The organism is Stenotrophomonas sp. TWI587, assembly GCF_039674145.1.
GTDB classification, from domain to species: domain Bacteria; phylum Pseudomonadota; class Gammaproteobacteria; order Xanthomonadales; family Xanthomonadaceae; genus Stenotrophomonas; species Stenotrophomonas maltophilia_AY.
Genome location: NZ_JBDJMW010000002.1, coordinates 1 through 15,980 on the forward strand (window position 1 = coordinate 1; position 15,980 = coordinate 15,980).

The 15,980-nt window shown below is 66.8% G+C and carries 18 protein-coding genes; 9 read left to right on the forward strand and 9 right to left on the reverse strand.

Annotation, left to right across the window (positions count from 1 at the left end; translation table 11 throughout):
• Positions 1 to 80 precede the first annotated feature (80 nt).
• Both ABE464_RS03125 and sigJ read right to left on the reverse strand, forming a co-directional pair.
• Positions 81 to 524, reverse strand: a complete 444-nt coding sequence (locus tag ABE464_RS03125) for a carboxymuconolactone decarboxylase family protein (RefSeq protein WP_346470701.1) — start codon at positions 522 to 524, stop codon at positions 81 to 83.
• A gap of 35 nt (positions 525 to 559) precedes the next feature.
• On the reverse strand, positions 560 to 1,456 hold the full coding sequence (gene sigJ / locus ABE464_RS03130; RefSeq protein WP_346470702.1) for an RNA polymerase sigma factor SigJ: 897 nt from the start codon (positions 1,454 to 1,456) through the stop codon (positions 560 to 562).
• 154 nt (positions 1,457 to 1,610) lie between these two features.
• Here sigJ and ABE464_RS03135 point away from each other — a divergent pair, with 154 nt between their 5' ends.
• From ABE464_RS03135 to ABE464_RS03145, 3 genes are all read left to right on the forward strand, one after another.
• The gene (locus ABE464_RS03135; protein WP_019185911.1) at positions 1,611 to 3,128 is read left to right on the forward strand and encodes a fumarate hydratase; all 1,518 of its coding nucleotides are present in this window, start codon (positions 1,611 to 1,613) and stop codon (positions 3,126 to 3,128) included.
• A gap of 3 nt (positions 3,129 to 3,131) precedes the next feature.
• Positions 3,132 to 3,767, forward strand: a complete 636-nt coding sequence (locus ABE464_RS03140) for a glutathione S-transferase family protein (protein ID WP_346470703.1) — start codon at positions 3,132 to 3,134, stop codon at positions 3,765 to 3,767.
• A 178-nt stretch (positions 3,768 to 3,945) separates the two neighbouring features.
• A complete protein-coding gene (locus tag ABE464_RS03145) occupies positions 3,946 to 4,299 on the forward strand; it encodes a hypothetical protein (RefSeq protein WP_346470704.1) in 354 nt (117 codons plus the stop codon).
• Positions 4,300 to 4,309: 10 nt separating this feature from the next.
• On the opposite strand, the gene arsC is transcribed toward ABE464_RS03145, so the two are convergent.
• From arsC to ABE464_RS03160, 3 genes are all read right to left on the reverse strand, one after another.
• Positions 4,310 to 4,663, reverse strand: coding sequence for an arsenate reductase (glutaredoxin) (gene arsC / locus ABE464_RS03150; protein ID WP_346470705.1), 354 nt, complete (start codon positions 4,661 to 4,663; stop codon positions 4,310 to 4,312).
• Complete coding sequence (locus ABE464_RS03155; RefSeq protein WP_346470706.1) at positions 4,663 to 5,823, reverse strand: phospholipase A; 1,161 nt, start codon at positions 5,821 to 5,823, stop codon at positions 4,663 to 4,665. The genes arsC and ABE464_RS03155 overlap by 1 nt, the downstream gene beginning before the upstream one ends.
• Positions 5,824 to 5,977: 154 nt before the next feature.
• A complete protein-coding gene (locus ABE464_RS03160; protein WP_346471117.1) occupies positions 5,978 to 6,463 on the reverse strand; it encodes a DUF456 domain-containing protein in 486 nt (161 codons plus the stop codon).
• 232 nt (positions 6,464 to 6,695) lie between these two features.
• On the opposite strand from ABE464_RS03160, the gene ABE464_RS03165 reads away from it, so the two are divergent.
• Positions 6,696 to 6,899 (forward strand): cold-shock protein, encoded by a 204-nt coding sequence (locus ABE464_RS03165; RefSeq protein ID WP_019185917.1) that lies wholly within the window; start codon positions 6,696 to 6,698, stop codon positions 6,897 to 6,899.
• Positions 6,900 to 6,992: 93 nt separating this feature from the next.
• On the opposite strand, the gene ABE464_RS03170 is transcribed toward ABE464_RS03165, so the two are convergent.
• Entirely contained in the window at positions 6,993 to 7,478 is a 486-nt protein-coding gene (locus tag ABE464_RS03170; protein WP_019185918.1) for a glycine zipper 2TM domain-containing protein, read from the reverse strand.
• A 118-nt stretch (positions 7,479 to 7,596) separates the two neighbouring features.
• Positions 7,597 to 8,037, reverse strand: a complete 441-nt coding sequence (locus tag ABE464_RS03175) for a hypothetical protein (RefSeq protein WP_346470707.1) — start codon at positions 8,035 to 8,037, stop codon at positions 7,597 to 7,599.
• Positions 8,038 to 8,132: 95 nt separating this feature from the next.
• On the opposite strand from ABE464_RS03175, the gene ABE464_RS03180 reads away from it, so the two are divergent.
• On the forward strand, positions 8,133 to 8,948 hold the full coding sequence (locus ABE464_RS03180; protein ID WP_346470708.1) for a tRNA threonylcarbamoyladenosine dehydratase: 816 nt from the start codon (positions 8,133 to 8,135) through the stop codon (positions 8,946 to 8,948).
• Positions 8,949 to 8,966: 18 nt separating this feature from the next.
• Here the strand turns inward: ABE464_RS03180 and ABE464_RS03185 are convergent, their stop codons facing one another.
• On the reverse strand, positions 8,967 to 9,728 hold the full coding sequence (locus ABE464_RS03185; RefSeq protein WP_346470709.1) for a TatD family hydrolase: 762 nt from the start codon (positions 9,726 to 9,728) through the stop codon (positions 8,967 to 8,969).
• Positions 9,725 to 9,949, reverse strand: a complete 225-nt coding sequence (locus ABE464_RS03190; protein ID WP_346470710.1) for a DUF6116 family protein — start codon at positions 9,947 to 9,949, stop codon at positions 9,725 to 9,727. Before ABE464_RS03190 ends, ABE464_RS03185 begins: the two co-directional genes overlap by 4 nt.
• A gap of 159 nt (positions 9,950 to 10,108) precedes the next feature.
• On the opposite strand from ABE464_RS03190, the gene ABE464_RS03195 reads away from it, so the two are divergent.
• The 4 genes from ABE464_RS03195 (at position 10,109) to asnB (ending at position 15,975) form a co-directional block, all read left to right on the forward strand.
• Positions 10,109 to 10,936, forward strand: coding sequence for a glycine zipper 2TM domain-containing protein (locus ABE464_RS03195; protein ID WP_346470711.1), 828 nt, complete (start codon positions 10,109 to 10,111; stop codon positions 10,934 to 10,936).
• Between the two features lie 131 nt (positions 10,937 to 11,067).
• Positions 11,068 to 11,619, forward strand: coding sequence for a GNAT family N-acetyltransferase (locus tag ABE464_RS03200; protein ID WP_346470712.1), 552 nt, complete (start codon positions 11,068 to 11,070; stop codon positions 11,617 to 11,619).
• 129 nt (positions 11,620 to 11,748) lie between these two features.
• Positions 11,749 to 14,028, forward strand: coding sequence for a thiamine pyrophosphate-dependent enzyme (locus ABE464_RS03205; protein ID WP_346470713.1), 2,280 nt, complete (start codon positions 11,749 to 11,751; stop codon positions 14,026 to 14,028).
• Between the two features lie 3 nt (positions 14,029 to 14,031).
• Positions 14,032 to 15,975: an asparagine synthase (glutamine-hydrolyzing) gene (gene asnB, locus ABE464_RS03210; protein ID WP_346470714.1), complete on the forward strand. Its 1,944-nt coding sequence runs from the start codon at positions 14,032 to 14,034 to the stop codon at positions 15,973 to 15,975.
• Positions 15,976 to 15,980 lie beyond the last annotated feature (5 nt).

Genomic DNA, 15,980 nt, shown 5'->3' on the forward strand with positions numbered 1-15,980 from the left:
GGGGCGGGGGGGGGGGGTGCGCTTTCGTCTGGGTTCCCGTTGCGCGGGTCCGCGGCCCCCCCCCCGCCACTACCGTGCGCTTACGGCAAGGGCGGCAGCAAGCCAGCGCCGAGGCGGTTCCAGGCGTTGATCACGGCGATACCCATGCTCAGGTCGCTGATGCCCTTTTCATCGAAGTGCGGGACCAGTGCCTCGTACGCGGCATTGGACGGCGCCGCGCTGCTCAGCCGGGTCAGTGCTTCAGCCCAGCCCAGGGCGGCACGTTCGCGTGCATCGAAGAAGCGGCTCTCGTGCCACGCTGGCAGCGTATCCAGCTTGCGTGGCTCGATCCCTCCCTTGCGCAGCGTGGTGCCGTGCATGTCCATGCAGTAGCCGCAGCCATTGATCTGCGAGACACGCAGGAACACCAGTTCCATCAGCACCGGATCGATCGAGCTGTCGTGCACGGCCTTGCTGGTGGCCAGCAGGCCCTTTAAGGCCTCGGCGGCGAGGCGGATATACGGAACGCGGGGAGAAGCAGACATGACGGACTCCATGACGGCCGCAGCGGCCGTCTTCATCAGGAGGACGCGCCAGCATCGCGCGCTGTGACACGCGCAGTGAGTTTTTCCGGATTGAGCACGCTGAGCACGCACACGATGCGCCCCGCATCGACCGTGATCATCGTGATCGAGTGCAGTTGGTCGCCGGCAAAGCGAAGGATCGCCGGCTCGCCATTGACCTTGCCGAGCCGGGCGGGATGCTGGCCCTTGCGGCGCGCGATCGCCCAGTACAGCTGCGCGATGCGCTCGGCGCCCAGTAGCGGGCGGATCGCTGCGGTCACGCGGCCGCCGCCATCGGAGATCATCTCGGCATTGGCGTCTAGAAGGGCACGGATGGCCGCCAGATCGCCCTGCTGGGAGGCGTCCATGAAGCGTGCCAGCAGGTCGCGATGCTGCGCCGGCGTAGCGACGAAGCGGGGTGCCCCGGTCTGCAGCCGTTGCCGCGCGCGATGCACCAGTTGCCGGCAGTTGGCGGGCGAATGCTCCAGCAGCGGGGCGATGTCCGGGTAGTCGTAGTCGAAGACGTCCTTGAGCAGGAAGGCCGCGCGCTCGTCCGGCGTGAGCTGCTCCAGCAGTGCCAGGAAGGCCACCGAGACCTCATCGGTCAAGGCGTGACGCTGGGCCGGGTCCTGCAGCGGGTCCGGATCCAGGGCGATCTCCAGCGGCTCGGGCAGCCAGGGCCCGACGTACTCCACGCGCGCACCGCGCCGCGCGCGCAGGCGGTCCAGCCCCAGCCGGGTGGTCGCCGTGATCAGCCAGCCCTCCGGGTCACGGATCGCCCCAGGGTCGGTGCCCTGCCAGCGCAGCCAGGCATCCTGGACAACGTCCTCAGCATCGCTGCGGCTGCCCAGCAGCCGGTAGGCCAGGGCGAACAGGCGGGGGCGGTGGGTCTGGAAGGTATCGGTCGGGGTCATGCCGGGAGGACGCGGCCGGGCAGGCCGCTGTGACAAAGCAGGGCGCCCACTGTGCACCAAACCCCGCCACCGCGAGCGATTCTCAACGCAGCCGGGCCGTCCTTGTTAAAATCGGCGGTTCAACCCCCGCCAGCCTCCAGCAAGCGAGCAAGTCGTGACATCGATCAAGCAGGAAGACCTCATCCAGTCCATCGCCGACGCGCTGCAGTACATCTCGTACTACCACCCGGTCGATTACATCAAGAGCCTCAACGCTGCCTACGAGCGCGAAGAGTCGCCGGCCGCGAAGGAGGCAATGGCCCAGATCCTGATCAACTCGCGCATGTGCGCCGAAGGCCACCGGCCGATCTGCCAGGACACCGGCATCGTCACCGTGTTCCTGGAAATCGGCATGAACGTGCGCTGGGACGACGCCACGATGGGCGTGGAGGACATGGCCAACGAAGGCGTGCGCCGTGCCTACAATTACCCGGACAACAAGCTGCGTGCCTCGGTGCTGGCCGATCCGGCCGGCAAGCGCATCAACACCAAGGACAACACCCCGGGCGTGGTCAACGTCAAGGTGGTGCCGGGTGACACCGTCGAGGTGATCGTCGCTGCCAAGGGCGGCGGTTCGGAAGCCAAGTCCAAGTTCGCCATGCTCAACCCGTCCGACTCGATCGTGGACTGGGTGCTCAAGACCGTGCCGACCATGGGTGCCGGCTGGTGCCCGCCGGGCATGCTCGGCATCGGCATCGGCGGCACCGCCGAGAAGGCGATGCTGCTGGCCAAGGAATCGCTGATGGAGCCGATCGACATCAACGAACTGAAGGCCCGTGGCGCCTCCAACCGCGCCGAAGAACTGCGCCTGGAGCTGTTCGACAAGGTCAACGCGCTGGGCATCGGCGCGCAGGGCCTGGGCGGCCTGACCACCGTGCTGGACATCAAGGTCAAGGACTTCCCGACCCACGCGGCCAACCTGCCGGTGGCGATGATCCCGAACTGCGCGGCCACCCGTCATGCGCATTTCACCCTGGATGGCAGTGGCCCGGTGATGCTCGATCCGCCGTCGCTGGAAGACTGGCCGCAGATCACCTATGACGCCTCCAAGGGCACCCGTGTCGATCTGGACACGATCACCCCGGAAGACGTCGCCAGCTGGAAGCCCGGCCAGACCCTGCTGCTCAACGGCAAGCTGCTGACCGGCCGCGACGCCGCGCACAAGCGCATGGTGGAAATGCTGGACAAGGGCGAGCCGCTGCCGGTCGACCTCAAGGGCCGCTTCATCTACTACGTTGGCCCGGTCGATCCGGTGCGCGACGAAGTGGTGGGCCCGGCCGGCCCGACCACCGCGACCCGCATGGACAAGTTCACCCGCCAGGTGCTGGAACAGACTGGCTTGCTGGGCATGGTCGGCAAAGCCGAGCGCGGCCCGGCGGCGATCGAAGCGATCCGTGACAACAAGTCGGCCTACCTGATGGCGGTGGGCGGCTCGGCCTACCTGGTCTCCAAAGCGATCAAGGCGGCCAAGGTGGTCGGCTTCGCCGACCTGGGCATGGAAGCGATCTACGAGTTCACCGTGCAGGACATGCCGGTCACCGTGGCGGTGGATTCCACCGGCGAGTCCGTGCACCAGACCGGCCCGCGCGAATGGCAGGCCCGCATCGGCAAGATTCCGGTTGTGGTGGCCTGACGCATGCGCACCACCTTGTATGGATCGCCGAGTACCGCCGCCCTGGTCGTGCACTGGCTGTTGCTGGAACTGCAGATCGAGCACGAGCTGGTGCTGCTGGATTTCGACAAGCGCGAGCACAAGGACGCGGCGTATCTCGCCCTGAATCCTGCTGGTCTGGTGCCGACGTTGAGCATCGACGGGCTGGTTCTGACCGAAGCGGCAGCGATCGCGCTGCACCTGGCCGACCGCCATCCCGAGGCGGGCCTGCTGCCGGCGCCTGGCACTTCCGGTCGCGCCGAGGCTTACCGCTGGATGTTCTGGTGCGCCAACACCGTACAGCCGGCGTACCGGGCGTGGTTCTACCCGCAGGAAATGGCCGGCCCCGAGCACGTGGACGCGACCCGGCAACAAGCACGTGAGCGGCTGGAAGGCGCCTGGCAGCATCTGGCCGAGCATCTGTCCACGCGCGGCCCCTATGTGTTGGGCGATGCGTTGAGTGTGGTCGATTTCATGCTGGTGATGTTGATGCGCTGGTCGCGCAACATGCCCACCCCGAGCGATACCTGGCCGGCATTGAAGGCCTACGCGGATCGCATGAAAGCCCGGCCGGCGTTTGCCGAGGTCTACCGGCGCGAGGGGATCACCGACTGGCGCTGACTCGCGTCAGTCGACGAATTCGTCGAAGCCGGTGCACGCGGCGTGGCAGACGTAACAGGAGAGGCATTGGCGAGCTGCGCCGGGAGTCCCGGTCTTAATTCGGAGAACAAGCAGTGCTACATTCCGGGCATGCACACCTGCCGGCGCTGGCCGGAGGCTTTCTACACGGAGCACGACGATGCCACGGATGCTTTTTGTCCTGCTGTTGATCCTGCTGGTCAGCGCCTGCAGCAGTGATGGCGATTTCCACGCCACCCCGCCCAGCCTGCGCGAGGTCACCGCTGCCAACCAATGCATGCAGCAGTGCCAGCGACAGCACGACAGTTGCATGGCCACCCGCACGGGATTTGGCAGCGGCGACAGCTGTGGCGCCGGGGTGGCGATCCAGCGCGACGCGAAGTGCGACAAGATCGACAACCCGGACCTGCGTAAATCATGCCAGGCCAGCAACGACTACTGCCGCAACCGGCTGCCCGCGCTGACCTGCGGCGAGGATATCAGCCGGTGTACCAGCCGCTGCGGAGGCAGCTGAGCTCAGGAGGTTATGCCGACAGGATCTCCAGCACCGTCTCCGGCGGCCGGCACAAGCGTGCCCCACGCGGGGTTTCCACGATCGGGCGGTTGATCAGTTCCGGGTGGGCGACCATCGCCTCGATCAGGGCGGCATCGGACAGGGCAGCGTCGTCCAGCCCCAGCGAACCATAGGCCGGCTCCTTGCTGCGCAGCAACTCACGCGGAGCGATACCCATGCGCGTGATCAACGCAGCCAGCGTCGGGCGGTCCGGCGGCGTTTTCAGATACTCGATCACCACCGGTTCAATGCCGTGCTCACGCAGGATCTCCAGCGCCCCGCGCGAGTTGCTGCAGCGCGGGTTATGCCAGATCGTCACCGCCATCAATACCACTCCAGCAGCGACACACCCAGGCCGACATACGTGGCCTTGTGGTTGTAGTCGATCATGCTCTCACCGTAGCCATCGAAGATCTGCACGTGGCCGCGCAGCAGATTGCTGATCGGGAAGCCGTAATCGAGCTGCAGCGCACCGTGCGAGCGGTCGCCGCCGCGCAGCGAGTGACGCGCCATCAGCGAGACCTCATGACCGTTCTTGTTCCAGGTCAGGGTGGCGTCGCCGCGGCCCATGTAATCGGAGATGTCCGGGTTGTTGTCGTCCTTGCGGTCTTCCGGGATGCGATACCACGGGCGCAGTACCAGCGCCCAGTTTTCGCGGTCCAGGCCGACGGTGGCGATCACCCGGTTCCAGCTGCGCGACAGGGGATCGGCGCGGCCGTTGGACATGTGGTTGACGCTGATCCCGCTCATGCGCCCGCGCCAGCCGCCGATCGAGTAGCCGTTGCGGAACATCATCATCACTTCCGGCTCGTAATTGGTCTCACGGAACGGACGCGAGTTGTCGGCGTTGTAGGCCTGCCAGCGCGAGCTCTGCGTGTAGCCGGCCCAGATGTCGCCGTTGTCGCCGAACAGGTTCTCCACGACCTTGGTCTTGAAGCTGAGCTGGAACTTCAGTTCCGCGCTGTCCAGCTGCTGCGAGGTGGTAACCGTGTTGACCGGATTGGGCGACTGCGGCATCTGGTTCTTGTCGCTGGTCCAGAACGCGGGCAGCAGGTAGACGGGCTTGTAGGCGCGCAGTTGGAAGGCGCCCAGCTTGGAGTCCTGCGCCAGTTCCCAGCGGCTGTCCAGCAGCGAACCCTTGCCGGCATTGGCCAGCGCGTCTTCGTGGCCGTCGTTCTTGAACACTTCGCCGAGGCGCTGCTTGACCCGTTGCGTCGCGGGCGCGTCGGCACTGCGGGAGGCCTGACGTTCTTCCCGGCGCTCCTGCTTGGCGGCGGTGGCAGCGGCATCGGCGGCCAGGGTGACCTCGGGCGTACGCCCGAACAGCGTGTCGTAGCAGGCCAGGCGCGCTGCGTCAGTGTCCACCAGAGCGCAGGCCTCCGGTGACGCCGGCTTCGGTGCCGCCTCCTGCGCTGCAGCGGGCAGGACGGTGCCGGCCAGGGCAAGGGCGGTGAACAGGGCGGAGCGGGAATAGGGCAGGGTCATGGGAGCAGGGCCGCGTGACAAGAATGAGTGGGTCTAACCGCACAGTGTGGCCGCTGCCCGGATTTCCCGCCAGCGCACGACATCCATCGATCTGATCCGGTTTATGCCGGTGGATGGTGTGCTCGGGGCGTGAAGCCCGGTTCCGGGGTGCGGCTCAGAAGAACCAGGCAAACGCGAACAGCCCCAGCATGGCGATCACCAGCGCCAGTTTGAGCGCGAACCCCAGCAGGATGCCGAGCCAGGTCGCCAGGCCCACCTTGGTGGAGCGGCCCAGCTCGCGGGTGTGCCAGTACTCGCCGAGCAGCGCACCGGCCAGCGGGCCTACGAACAGGCCGATCGGCATGAAGAACACCCCGACGATGCTGCCCACAAAGGTGCCCCACAGCGCCTTGCGGCTCGCACCTACCCGCTGCGCGCCGACCACCGTGGCCAGGATGTCCACGGCGAAGGACAGTACGGTCAGCAGGCCCAGCACCGTCAGAGGCAGCCAGCCCACATGGACGAAATCGTCGGCCCATGCCGCCAGCACCAGCCCGGCGAACACCAGCGGGATGCCGGGCAGGGCGGGGAGAATCACGCCGGCGATGCCGACGAGCACCAGAACGACGGCCAGTAGATACAAGATGAATGAATGGTCCATGCTGTCGAGTATGGTTCCTGAAATGGGGTTGACATCTGAAAGTTTTGGCCAGTTGCTTTTTCGTTTTGCTCGGGTTAAGTTGCAGGCGCTGAGCTTGGCAAGGTCACCGTGGATCGTGGCCTGATGATGGTAGATCTTCCAGATCCGCTGCATCGTTGCACCCCGCTTCCCCCTTGCTGTCAGCCGCCTGTACGGGTGTATCCAACAACAAGACAGTTAGGGAGTAGCTGAGATGGCTGAGAAGGGCACCGTCAAGTGGTTCAACGACGCGAAGGGTTTCGGATTCATCAGCCGTGAGAGCGGCGAAGATGTGTTCGTGCACTTCCGCGCGATCGAATCCCAAGGCTTCAAGAGCCTGAAGGAAGGTCAAGCGGTCGAGTTCGAAGTGGTGACCGGGCAGAAGGGCCTGCAGGCCGACAAGGTCAAGCCGCTCTGAGCGCAGACCGGGTCCTGCCTGGTTGAAACACCAAAAGCAAAAGGGCCCGCTTGCGCGGGCCCTTTTTTGTCGCGTGCAGGGCGGTTGCGCCAATCAGCGCAGGATCACCTTGCCGTTGACCACGCGCACGTAGGTGTTCTCGCGGATGCCGCCCAGATCGCGCTGGTTCACGACGACGGTGCGGCCGTCATCCATGCGCACGGTGATGTCGAACGTATCACTGGTGACGTTCTTCTGGATCTGGTTGCCGGCGAGCGCGCCACCCACCGCGCCTGCGGCGGCGGCGATGTTCTTGTTGCCACGGCTACCACCGGTGTGGTCGGAGATCTCATGGCCGGCGACCGCGCCGACGATGCCGCCCAGCACGGCACCGGTGGCGCTCGGTGCGCTGCGGCCCGACGCGACCTGGTTGATGCGGGTCACGATGCCGCAGTCGGCACAGCGGTTGGTGTTGTAGTTGCCGCCGGAATTGCCGTAACCGTTGTTGTAACCACTGCTGCCGTAACCCGGCGAGGTGGTGGCACAGCCAGCCAGGGCGACGGTGGCAACGGCAGCGGCGGCAATCAGTTGAATCTTCATGGTGTATCTCCTGGCCAGAGGGGTGGTCGAATGCGTCTGGTGCGCATGGAGCAGATCGTGTCCTGTGCTGCGTGAACAGCGTGCCAATCCCGGGCCACCAGGGTGGCTGGAAGATGAATCAGCGGAAATCCTGGTGACAGGCCTTGCAGTCCGCCTGGATCTTCTCGACCAGCGTCGCCATGCCGGGGCAGTCGGCCGGCGGTGCCGCAATCGCCTCGTTGAGCGTGGCGCGCAGGGCGCTGGCGTGCTGCTGGAAGCCTTGGCTGTCCTTCAGGCCGGGAAATGCCAGGTCCAGATCGTTGGAGAGCGAGCGCAGGGTCTGCAGCCGGGGCACGGTGTCGGCCAGGCTGCAGCGGTTCTGGGCCTGGGCGGCCTGCAGCAGCTCCACCTGGCGGTTCATCACGTGCATCAGCGAATCCGGGAACGGATCCTGACGCGCCTGGATGGCGCGCGAGACCATCACCGTGGCGATCAGGCCGATGACCAGCCCGAGCAGACCGACGAACAGGTAGCGATAGGCGGCGGACGGGCGGCGCGACGGGGTCACGGGGTCGTTCATGGTGAAGGGCGTCCTTGAGGGTGGCTGCGGCGATGGTACGACGCGTCCTGTCCACGGCGCGTCCCGGACTGCGCTGTGCGCATTAAAATAGGGGCATGAAGAACGACGTACTGCGCGAACGATTTGCCGGCATCGACCGGTTGTATGGGGTAGGCACCGTGGATCTGCTTGCCAGCCGCCGGGTGGCGGTGGTGGGCATGGGCGGGGTCGGCTCGTGGGTGGTCGAAGCGCTGGCGCGCACGGCCGTCGGCCATCTGACCCTGATCGATGCCGACGATATCTGCGTGTCCAACACCAACCGCCAGCTGCCGGCGCTGGCCGGTCAGTACGGCCGCAACAAGGCCGAGGCGATGGCCGAGCGCTGCCGGGCGATCAATCCGGACATCAGCGTCGATGCGGTCGCCTCGTTCCTGACCGTGTCCAACATGGTCGAGCTGCTGGACCGTGATTTCGATCTGGTCATCGACGCCTGCGACAGCTTCCGGGTCAAGGTGGAGACCATCGCCTGGTGCCGCCGCCGCAAGCTGCCGATCCTGACCGTGGGCGCGGCCGGCGGTCGTACCGATCCCACCCTGGTGCGGATCCGTGATGTCTCGCGCACCGAACACGACGCGATGATGGCGCTGATCCGCAAGAAGCTGCGCAGCGATTTCAACTTCCCCAAGAACGCCTCGCGTTACTTCGGCGTGCCGGCGGTCTACTCGCTGGAAAACGTGAAGTACCCGCAGGCCGACGGCAGCGTGTGCGGCATCCGCCCCAACCTTGGCGCGGATGCAGCGCTGAAGCTGGACTGCGGCGCCGGGCTGGGCGCGGCCACGCATATCACCGGTGCGTTCGCATTCGCGGCAGTGGGCAAGGCGCTGGAGATGCTGATGAAGCCAAAGAAGGGTGTCGCGCCCGCCGAGGCCTGATCCCGGCGGATTGTCCGCTCAGAGGCGGAACAACGCTTCCGCGTTGGCGGTGGTCTGCGCGGCGATGGCCTCTGCCGGCTGCCCGCGCAGTCGTGCCACCGTTTCCAGGATCACCGGCAAGCGCGCCGGCTCATTGCGCTCTCCGCGAATGCCCGCATCCGGCTGATCCGGGGCGTCGGTCTCCAGCAGCAGCTGCTCCAGCGGCATCTGTGCCACCAGCCGCTGCAGGCGCTGCGCGCGCTCATAGGTCAACGGGCCGCCGAGCCCGATCAGGAAGCCCAGCTTGTGCAGCTGCGCCGCCTGCTCCGGACTGCCCGGGAAGCTGTGCACCACGCCGCGCAGGCCGCCGATCTGCTTGATCGCGGCGATCACCGCATCCACCGCGCGGCGCGCGTGCACGATCACCGGCAGATCGAACTCGCGGGCCAGACGCAGCTGCCCGACGAAGTAGTGCTGCTGCGCGTCCGGGTCCAGCCCTTCGACGAAGAAATCCAGCCCGCACTCGCCGACCGCGCAGGGGCGCTCGCGCTCGAGCCACTCCCGCAGGTCGTCGAGATGTCGGGGGCGGTGCTGGTCCAGAAACATCGGGTGCAAGCCGTACGCGGGGTGCAGTCCGTCGGCCAGCCGGCAGGCGTCGCGCAGGCCCGGCCAGCTCGCCGCAGTCACCGCAGGCACCACCTGTGCGAACACGCCCGCCGCGCGGGCACGCGCGATCACCTCAGGGCGATCAGCATCGAACTCGCCCGCATCCAGATGGCAATGACTGTCGATCAACCTCACGCGCGGCGCTTGCTCGGCAACGGCGGGGGCGTCGTGTTGCCGCGCCGTTTCCAGTTGGCCAGCAACAGCGTGCCCAGGCCGAACAGGATTTCATCGACGAACGGCAGCGGGTCGGGAATCACCAGCGTCACCGCAAACAGCGCCGCCGTGAGCTTGAACAGGGTGGGGTAGCGCAGCCGACGCGCCCATTCCAGCACCGGCAACAGTATGGGATTGGACATGACGCACTCCTGGGCAGATGCTGTAGACGCTATCACGAGCCTGAGGCTCACCGAACCTGAATGGGCGCCCGGATGTTCACGATCCGTGGAGATTCCGTTCAGGGTGGCCGTGCTGGAATTCACTCAAGAACGTTGCGGATCGTCCGCAAGGAGCCGGTTATGAAAAGTACAACTACTACTGCTTTGGTCGCTGCTGGTGCGCTGCTGGTTGGCGGTATCGCCACCGCTGCCTTCATGAAGGGCGGTTCCTCGCCCGAGGCGGTGACCGCTGCACAGACCCGGCCCACCCTGGACACCACGCCGCTGGCCGACGATGGCGCGCGCACCGATCAGCTGGCCATTGAAGACAAGGCCGGCAAGCTGGAATACGCCGACATCGTCAAGGTCGATCCGTTGACCAAGAAAGAAAAGGCGTACGCCACCGTGATCGGCACCGAGCCGGTGCGCGAGACGTCCAGCACCCAGACGCCGCATGAAGTCTGTCAGGACGTGGTGGTGCAGGAACGCCTGCCCGAGCGCGACGGCAATGTGGGCGGTACCGTCGCCGGTGCCGTGATCGGCGGCCTGCTGGGCAACCAGGTCGGCGGTGGCAATGGCCGCAAGGCCGCCACGGCCGCTGGTGCTGTCGCTGGCGGCATGATCGGCAACCAGGTGGACAAGCGCCATGTGGGTGGCCGCGTGGTCAACCGTACCGAGCGCCAGTGCCATACCGAAACGGCGACCTCCGAGTCGACCCGCGTCACCGGCTACAACGTGACCTACCGCAATGAAGACGGCACCACCGGCACCATGCGCATGGCCAGCAAGCCGGGCAACCGCATCCCGATGGGCACCACCAACGCGGTCACCGGCTACAACGTGACCTACCGTTATGACGGCGCCGAGAAGACCGTGAAGATGGACAACAAGCCGAGCAGCGATCGCCTGCCGGTGATCGACGGTCAGCTGGTCACCCAGACCGCTGCACTGGATTCGAACAAGCAGTAAGTTGCTGCAGCTCGAAAGCACTACCAGCACGCCGGCCTCTGCCGGCGTGCTGCGTTTTGGGGCGAGCCGCACGGCACGCCGATCGGTGCATCTGCGATCATCCCGGCACGCATGCAACACACGAGGACCCCATGAGTATTTTCGACCTCCAGCTGGAGACCGACCGTCTGATCCTGCGCCCACCGCGCGCCGAGGATTTCGATGCCTTTCTGCGCTTCTGCTCGGACCCGGAGGTGATGCAGCACCTCGGTGGCGTGCAGGCGCCTTCCCAGGCCTGGCGCAGCTTCAGCTGTCTGGCTGGCAGCTGGCATCTGTACGGGTTTTCGATGTTCTCGGTGATCGAAAAAAGCAGCGGTGACTGGGTCGGCCGGATGGGCCCGTGGCAGCCGCTGGACTGGCCGGGCACGGAGGTCGGCTGGAGCATCCGCCGCGAGAGCTGGGGCAAGGGCTATGCGCCCGAGGCAGCAGCGGCCAGCATGGACTGGGCGTTCGACACGCTGGGCTGGGAAGAGATCATCCACACCATCGATGCCGCCAACGAGAATTCCAAGGTGGTCGCGCGCAAGCTGGGCAGTTCGCTGCTGCGCATCGGCGAGCTGCCGCCGCCACACGCCGGCAAGCCGATCGAGATCTGGGGCCAGTCGCGGCAGCAGTGGCAGCAGCGTCGCGCCGGCCAACGGTGATGCTGCACCCGCGCTTGGCAAACCCGATGCGGTGAGGCCAGACTCGGCACCGCGGGCAAGCCGCCCGCGGTGCATGAGCAAGAGTTGATCCGGTTATCCGCCTACGCAACACGTCACGGAGGGTGATGCATGTTTGCCGTGGTTCCCGATCCGATTCCCGCGCGCATGAAGGGCCTCAACCGGGCCGAGATCTGCGACGCCAACTTCATCGATTTCGTGCAGCAGTGGCGCGGCGATCCCGCCCCGGCACCCGCCCCGGAGATGCCGATTCTGCCCGGCAGCACGCTGGACGCGCAGGGCTTTGCCGAGTTGTTCGAATCCCAGTTGATCAGCCGCCACCTGGACTTGATGGCGCGCGTGCTGCGCGTGCAGAACAAGGTCTTCTACACCATCGGTTCGTCCGGCCATGAGGGCAATGCACTGGTGGCACGCCTGGCCCGGCAAACAGATCCGGCGTTCCTGCATTACCGCTCCGGCGGCTTCATGGCCGAGCGATTCCGCAAGCTGCCCGGCATGGATCCGGTGATGGATGCGGCGCTTTCGTTCGCGGCCAGTCGGGACGATCCGGCCAGCGGCGGGCGCCACAAGGTGTGGGGCAGCAAACCGCTGTGGGTACTGCCGCAGACCTCGACGATCGCCTCTCACCTGCCCAAGGCCCTTGGCACCGCGCTGGCCATCGAAAGCGGGCGACGCATCGGCCACACGCTGCCGATTCCCGAGGACAGCGTGGTGATCTGCTCCTTCGGCGATGCCTCGGCCAACCACGCCACCGCGCAGACCGCGTTCAACACGGCGGCGTGGGCGGCGTACCAGCGGCTGCCCGCGCCGATCCTGTTCGTCTGCGAGGACAACGGTATCGGCATCTCGGTGAAGACGCCGGAGGGCTGGATCGCGCAGAGTTTCGCGCATCGCCCGGGCCTGGATTACTTCTTCGCTGATGGGCTGGATCTGGTGGAGGGGCATGCGCAGGTCGAGCGCGCGCTGGCGCATTGCCGGCAGACCCGCCGCCCGACCTTCCTGCACCTGCGCACCACGCGGTTGATGGGCCATGCCGGCACCGATTTCGAGATCGAATGGCGGCCGTTGCCGGAGCTGTGCGCGGCCGAGGCCAGCGATCCGCTGCTGCGCTCGGCGGCGATCGCGATGCAGTCCGGATGGATGACCGCAGGGCAGGTGCTGGATCTGTACGAGCGCGTGCGCGCGCGCTGTTTCGCTGCGGCCACCGAGGCGGATCGACGCCCGAAACTGACCGCTCTGGCCGAGGTCATCGCCCCGCTGGCGCCGTACTCGCCGGTGGCCGTCCATGCCGAAGCCACGCGCGTGGCCGCTGATGTCGGGCGTGCTGCCGCGTTCGGGGGTGCGGCGCAGCTGCCGGAAATGCAGCCGCCGCGCCATCTGGCGATCCAGATCAACCAGGCCCTGCACGATCTGATGGCCAAGTACCCGGCCACGCTGCTGTTTGGTGAAGACGTCGCGCAGAAGGGCGGGGTGTATACGGTCAGCAAGGGCCTGCTGAAGGCGTTCGGCCCGCGCCGCGTGTTCAACACCCTGCTGGACGAAACCATGATCCTGGGCATGGCGCAGGGGCTGGCCAACCTGGGGATGCTGCCGATCCCGGAGATCCAGTACCTGGCCTACCTGCACAACGCGGCCGACCAGCTGCGTGGCGAGGCGTGCTCGCTGCAGTTCTTCTCCAACGATCAGTACCGCAACCCGATGCTGGTACGCATTGCCGGGCTGGGCTACCAGAAAGGCTTCGGCGGGCATTTCCACAACGACAATTCCATCGCCGCGCTGCGCGACATCCCCGGCCTGGTGGTCGGCTGTCCTTCGCGCGGCGACGATGCGGCGATGATGCTGCGCACGTTGGCGGCGCTGGCAACCGTCGATGGCCGCGTCGCCGTCTTCCTGGAACCGATCGCGCTCTACATGACCAAGGACCTGCACGCGCCGGGCGATGGCCAATGGTTGTTCCCGTATCCCGCACCGGACCAGGCACTGGTGCTCGGCGAGGGCCGGGTCTACGCGCCGGAGGCCAGTGACCTGGTCATCTTCACCTACGGCAACGGCGTGCCGATGAGCCTGCGGGCGGCGCGTGCGATCGAGCAGCAGCTGGGCTGGCAGGTGCGGGTGGTCGATCTGCGCTGGCTGGTGCCGCTCAACGCCGGGTTCATCGCTGGCCAGGCCGCCGATGCGCAGCGCGTGCTGGTGGTCGATGAGGGGCGGCACAGCGCCGGGGTGGGTGAGGGCGTGTTCACCGCGCTGGTCGAGGCCGGGCTGGGGCACCTGCCGATCCGGCGGGTGTGCGGGGCCGATACCTATACGCCGCTGGCGGGGGCAGCATTGTGCGTGCTTCCAAGCGACAATGCGGTATTGAACGCCGCCCTCGCGCTGGCGCAGGACCATTGATACATGTGTGGATTGGCAGGCATGTTGCTGCCCGCTCCGGCAAGGGAGCAGGCAGCACTGGAAGAACAGGCGCGGCGCATGGGCGACGCATTGGTGCACCGTGGCCCGGATGACAGCGGGGTGTGGGCCGATGCCTCGGCCGGCATCGCGCTGGCGCACCGCCGGCTGAGCATCCTGGACCTGTCGCCGCTGGGCCATCAGCCGATGACGTCGGTGGATGGCCGTTATGTGCTGGCCTACAACGGCGAGGTCTACAACTTCGCCGAGCTGCGCGCCGAGCTGGAAGCGCTGGGCCACGGCTTCCGCGGCCATTCGGATACTGAAGTGCTGCTGGCTGCGATCACCGAGTGGGGCTTTGACGAGACCCTGCAGCGCAGCAACGGGATGTTCGCCATCGCCTTGTGGGACCGCGCCGAGCGCTGCCTGTGGCTGGCCCGCGACCGCGTCGGGAAGAAACCCCTGTACTACGGCTGGGCCGGCGACACGCTGGTGTTCGGCTCCGAGCTCAAGGCCCTGTGGCAGCACCCGGCCTTCGACAACGAGGTCGACCGCGATGCGCTGACCCTGCTGCTGCGGCTGGATTACATTCCCGCGCCGCACTGCATCCATGAGCGCTGTTTCAAGCTGATGCCCGGCCGCGTGCTGCGGCTGGATGCCGAGGCGGTAGCCGCCGGTGCTGCCGCACATCGCCCGGACCAGTTGCAGCAGCCGTTCTGGAACGCGCGCGAGCGCATGCAGCAGGCCCTGGCCGCGCCGTTCACCGGTAACGATGCCGAGGCCGAAGAACGGTTGGATGCGGTGCTGCGCGACGCGGTGGCGCTGCGCATGGTGGCTGATGTACCGGTCGGCGTGTTCCTCTCCGGCGGCACCGATTCCTCGGTGGTGGCCGCGTTGATGCAGGCACAGTCGAGCCAGCCGGTGCACAGTTTCAGCATCGGCTTCACCGGCTCGGATCATGACGAGGCCCCGCTGGCCAAGTCGCTCGCCCAGCACCTGGGCTGCGATCACACCGAGCTGTATGTCAGCGGCGCCGATGCGTTGGCCGTGGTGCCCAGTCTGCCGGCGATGTTCGACGAACCCTTCGCCGATGCCTCGCAGGTACCCACCGCGCTGGTCGCCAAGCTGGCGCGGCAGGGCGTGACCGTGGCGCTGTCCGGTGACGGTGGCGATGAATTGTTCTTCGGCTACACCCGTTACCAGCGGGCGATGCGCAACTGGCGCCTGCTGGGCAAGGTGCCGGCGCCGCTGCGGCGCTGGATGGCCAGCCATTCACACACCCAGGGTGAGGCCTCGCGCACCGGTGGACTGGCCGCGCTGCTGGCCGAGTCGGGCGCGCGCGGGATTGGCGATGTCTACCGCAACCGCATTTCGCGCTGGCGCGACCCGGTGGCGGCCGTGCGTGGCGCGCAGGCCGCCGGCAGCTTCTACGACCTGGCCGATCCGCTGCACGGTGCCGGCTCGCCGGCGGACGCGATGATGCTGGCCGATTTCAGCACCTATCTTCCCGATGACCTGCTGTGCAAGGTGGACCGCACCAGCATGGCGGTCAGCCTGGAGGCGCGTGCCCCGCTGCTGGACTGGCGGGTGGCCGAGTTCGCCTGGTCCCTGCCGATGGCGATGAAGCAGCGCGACGGAGTCAGCAAGTACCTGCTCAAGCGTGTACTCGGCCGCTACGTGCCGCAGGACATGGTGCACCGACCCAAGCGTGGCTTCGGTGCCCCGGTGAGCGCGTGGTTGAAGGGCGACCTGCGTGGCTGGGCCGATGAACTGCTGGATCCGGCGCGGCTGGCCGAGGAGGGCGTGTTCAACGTCGAGGCGGTCGCCCCCCTGTGGCAGCAGTTCAAACAGGGCGAGCGCAAATGGCACACGCATCTGTGGAACGTGCTGATGTTCCAGGCCTGGCAGGCGCATTGGCGCAACGCACGCGCCGAAGTGACGCGCGCATAGCGCCA